Genomic DNA, 5,293 nt, shown 5'->3' with positions numbered 1-5,293 from the left:
AAGGCAGTAAATGACTCTCTTAACTGCTCGATCATTTGATTAAAAGATTGAGCTAAAATTGCCAGTTCTTTAATCCAAAAAATATTCAGATGTTGGTCTAATTTACCATTCGCAATTTCTTGAGAAACTTGGCTCAAATTTTGAATTGGTTGCGTAATCGAACGAGTAGTAAAATAACCGAGAACTACGGCTGCTACTAATGCTAAAATCAATAATCTAATTGTGCGCTCAGTGTTTTGATTAATCTCTTCTAAAAAGTCTGATTCTGGCTGTACTACCACAATCAGTAATTCCCAGTCACCTTGAGTCTTGATATGATTTACTTCGACAAAATGTTTTTCTTCTTCTATGGAAATTTTTAAAGTTTGGTCTCGATTAATTGCAAAGAAATTACCAAAATTATCTAGTAAATATTGAGCTGTTTCTCTAATTAATGGATTTCTACTATTTATGGCATTAATTCTTTCGATTCCATTAACTGTTACTTTAAATGGTAATTCTTCTCCTGAAGTTGCAAATAGTTTGCCAGAATCATCAACAATAAAAACTTCTCCTGTACCAGATTTATTAACTTCTAGATCCCGCAGAAAGCCACTTAATGAAACTAAGCTTAAATCTGTTGCTAGTATACCTTGAATATTTTCTTTTTCTGTGTAGATAGGAACCATTAAGCTAGTAACTAATATCGGTCGCCTAATATCGGCATAAATGGGAGACCAAATTGGTTTACCAATTCTACCTGATTGTTTTTTACTAACATTTTGAATCACTGATTGATACCAAGGACGAGTACGAGGATCGTACTCTTTGCTCTCAATAAAATCTCCCCTTTTGCCTTCTTTATTTAACTGATAAAATGTTAATCTTGGGATTTTTGGTTTGTCTAAAATCCAGAGAATTCCTGTACCATCTTCTTTTTTTTCAACTCCAATAAATTCTCCTTGTTCATTTGCATAGTAAATAAAAGGAACTGACTCGTATAGTTGCACTTGTTCCCATAAATAGCGTTGAAATTTGGCAAAGTCTTCTAAATCTAGTTCTCCAGTTTTTACTGCAGAACTATGAATTTTCATAAATAAATATGGAATTTTTGTGTAAGTTTTTGTCCGTTCTTCTACCCGACTGCTAATTTCTTTTTGAAGCTGATTAACAATTTCATTAACTGTTGTTTGGCTATTAACTAATGACAACCATCCTAATATGCTAATAAAAGCACATATTTGTAATACTACTGGTAATGTGAGAACCAAACGTAATGGCAGTTGTTTTTTAATTCTGGGACGAAATAGTTTATTTAAATTTGCCATGATATTATATCAAATTGATAAATGTTTGCTACAAATAACTAGTGCTGCTATGCGGAAGTTAAAAGTCATGCATTTAACAGCTAGTGCTAATTGGTGAGGTTTCCTATGGCATTTTTAAAGTGTGGAAATGGTTCCGCACACATTGCCTCCAGAATATTAAGACGCACATCTGACAGTCAAAAGTATTGATTTGAATTGTTTTAGGATAATGAATAGATTGAATACAATTTTTGATGTTGTAAATTATCTTTTTCATCAAATAGACTTTCAGATAAAGTATGCACGATGGTACTTATTATTCGTAACACTTTTTTTCAAAATTTTATTATACCAAATTAATAAATGTTTGCTACAAATAATATTATGTTCAGTAGAAAAATTATCATCAGACTTGTAGTTTTGCTCTAGCCTTAATATAAGTATTGCAAAGGCTCAAGTCCAACTACAAACAAAAAATTTATTGTTAAATACTAAAAGACGTAGTGCTATATATATAAAATTTGCTGTATAGGTATGTTAGTCAAATAATCAACAAATATTTATTAATCTCAACATTACTATGCAATTTACAGCAGTTTTCAAGTTGATGAGGTACAAAATTTTAGGACTTTGGGGAGTAGGCAGTAGGGAAAAAAAGATTAATTTTCAAACTGTACCTCACGCTTCCTAAAAAGGTAAGCATTTCCTGCGGAATGCTGCGCAAACAGCTATTAGCTGTGAACTAGCCTGCTAGGTCGGAACTGCGGACTTCAGTAACAAGATTCTCTTCTTAAGGACAGTGTTTAAATTAACAACTGACTTTGAGGGCAAGAGAAGCAACTTTTGTAGTAATATCATGTCCGGATAAGAGCGCTCTGGAAAAAACTTTCTCCTTCTTCATTCTTTCTACCCTCCTGTCTCCTGTCTCCTGACTCCTTCGTCGTTTATTTATAACTGTTCAACCGGACATGATATAAGACAATTAATCAAGCTTTATAGAAGCTATTTGGAATATTAGCTAATGTTGGGTTTTTAGGCCAAGAAGTGAGGATATTGATATTTAATTACTATAGATAGATAGATATCTCCAACAATCAAAAATAAAATCAATTATTGCACTGTTATTAATCAATTCTTTTCCCCTACTCCCTACTCCCTATGCGTGGAGAAGATGCTTAATAGATCCCAAATTGGTTCTAATCCTAAACTAAAAGTAATAGCTGAATGCTTACAGTCAATCCTCTTCTTTTCAAGGAGAGGTAATTATTCATTATTCATTATTCATTATTAATTTTTGAAGAACCTGCTTACCAAGTCAAAAGTGTGCCAGTGAATGGGATATTTCCACATAAAAAATTAAATTTTCTATCGACACAAAAGCAACAGAATGATTACCAATGGATAATTGATAATTGATAATTAATCTTCAGAGGTTTAAAGCCTCTCCTTTGAAAGAGAAAAAAGAAGTCAGATTTCCTGATATTCAATTCTGTAACGGTTTTAACCAGAGGTAATTATCCATTATTCATTATCCATTATCAATTAATGAATACCCATTTCTGACGTTTGACTTTTGACTTGTAACTATCCCTAACTAGCTATTAGCTTTTATAGCTTTTAGCATTTCCTTACCGGAATGCTCCGCAAACAGCTGGCCTCTTACAGAGGAGCTGCCGAGCTGCCTCTTTTCCTGGGGAATGGTGCGCAAACGCCAAGGTTAACAGCTGTTTGAGCTTGGGTTTAAATTCCCGGTTTCTAAAACCAGAAAGTTTAGCAGGGGTTGAAGTCCCCTTTCTGTTTCGGAATGCTCCGAAACGCACACATTTACTGCTGAGTGCTTATTTAAGAACTCATTGCGGTAGCACGAGCAGCAGCAGCTTCATCTGGATGAATATTCAAACGAGTTAAATTCACCCGACCCTTAGCATCAATTTCTCGTACCTTAACAATTACTTCATCTCCAACTGCTAACTCATCTTCAACTTTACCAACACGATAATCTGCTATTTGGGATATATGAACCATTCCTTCTTTGCCTGGAAACACTTCCACAAAAGCACCAATAGGAATAATTCGAGTTACACGACCAACATAAACATCCCCAGCATTCAGTTTCTTGGTCATACCTTGGATAATATTGCAAGCTTGTTTAGCCTTTTCGCCATCAGTCGCTGCAATAGTCACCGTGCCATCATCATCAATATCAATTTTGACACCTGTTTCCTCAGTAATACCCTTGATAGTTTTACCACCAGGTCCAATTACTAAACCAATCATGTCTGGACTAATTTTAAATGTTAATAGTCGCGGTGCAAAAGGCGACATATCTGGACGAGCTCGATCAATAGTACCAAGCATCTTCTCCAGAATATGTAACCGTGCAGGTTTAGCTTGATGAATTGCATCAGAAATTACTGTTAGAGGCAAACCAGTAATTTTCATATCCATCTGCAAAGCTGTGATGCCGCTATCCGTACCAGCGACTTTGAAGTCCATATCACCTAAGAAGTCTTCTATACCTTGAATATCTGTGAGGATACGAACTTCGTCATCTTCTTTGATTAAACCCATAGCTGCTCCACTCACAGGTTTCGTAATGGGAACACCAGCATCCATTAAACCTAAAGTCGAAGCACAAACGGAACCCATAGAAGTTGAACCATTGGAAGACAGTACTTCTGAAACCACTCGAATAACATAGGGAAAAATGTCGCTTGTGGGTATAACTGGGTTCAACGCACGTTCAGCTAAAGCACCATGACCTATTTCACGACGACCAGGCGATCGCAATGGTTTGGTTTCTCCTACAGAAAAAGGAGGGAAATTATAATGGTGCAGATAACGTTTTTCGTCTTGGGGATGTAAGTCGTCTGCTAATTCTTGAGCATCTCCTGGGGTTCCCAGGGTTACAGCAGACATTACTTGAGTCAAACCTCGATTAAATAGAGAACTACCATGAACTCGTGGTGGCAAAACTCCTACCCGACAAGAAACAGGACGAACTTCATCTAATTTACGACCATCAACCCTGATACCTTCATCAATAATTTGTTTGCGCATCAGCTTTTTGGTGACGCCCTTAAAGACATTCCCTAATGCCATACCGTCTGATTCAATGAATACCTTTACTGGCTCTTCTTCAGGTAATTCAGCGATCGCTTCTGCAATAGATTCTTTAATTGCATCAAGTTTTTCATCGCGCTGATTTTTATCCAGGTCATATTCAGATAATATCTGTTTGATAGAATCTGTTGCTTTGTCTTTGATATACTCTTCTAAAGTTGGGTCTACTGCCGGAGCTTCCGACTCAACAAGTTCAATACCCATTTCCGCAATAATTTCTCGTTGAGCCTGAATCAGGTCACAAACTGCTTCATAGCCAAAATCAATTGCTTCAATAATATCTTGTTCTGGCAATTGATTTGCCCCTGCTTCTACCATGATTACCCCTTGAGGAGACCCAGCTACAACCAAATCTAGATCGCCATTTTTGACTTCACGGTAAGTTGGATTAATAATAAAATCGTCTCCTACCAAGCCTACCCGCACTGCCGCCATTGGGCCATAAAATGGTAATTGAGCTAGTAATACTGCCACAGAAGAACCCGTCACAGCTAGTACATCTGGTGGCACTTCTTCATCCATGGACAAAGTTGTGGCCACAATTTGAATATCATTTCGCAACCAGCTTGGAAATAAAGGGCGTAGCGGCCTATCAATCAAACGACCAGTAAGTGTTACCTTTTCTGGTGGGCGACCTTCCCGACGCAAAAAACCACCAGGAATTTTACCACCAGCGTAGAGTCTTTCTTCGTAGTCCACTAAAAGGGGTAGGAAATCTATTCCTTCTCTACCTGGGGCAGTGGTGGCCGTCACTAACACCGCTGTGTCTCCTGACTCTATCATCACGGCACCACCAGCTTGAGGCGCAAATAAACCAACTTTTAGTCTAATATCCCGTCCATCAAAGGATATGGATTTGTCTATCTCTTCCATCCAGTTTTTTT

At 37.1% G+C, this 5,293-nt stretch carries 2 protein-coding genes; both read right to left on the bottom strand.

Annotated features, from left to right (window positions below):
* A partial coding sequence (locus AC3DU7_RS18025; RefSeq protein WP_488040696.1) for a PDC sensor domain-containing protein occupies positions 1 to 1,307 on the bottom strand: 1,307 nt, incomplete at its 3' end.
* Between the two features lie 1,821 nt (positions 1,308 to 3,128).
* Entirely contained in the window at positions 3,129 to 5,282 is a 2,154-nt protein-coding gene (locus AC3DU7_RS18020) for a polyribonucleotide nucleotidyltransferase (protein WP_488040698.1), read from the bottom strand.
* Positions 5,283 to 5,293: the final 11 nt, after the last annotated feature.

It is taken from the genome of Okeania sp., from assembly GCF_983059655.1.
This window is presented reverse-complemented; position numbering and strand designations above follow the sequence as displayed.

Coding starts and splice junctions, on each gene's coding strand:
- AC3DU7_RS18020 (WP_488040698.1), bottom strand. CDS start 5,282: ATGGAAGAGATAGACAAATCCATATCCTTTGATGGACGGGATATTAGA.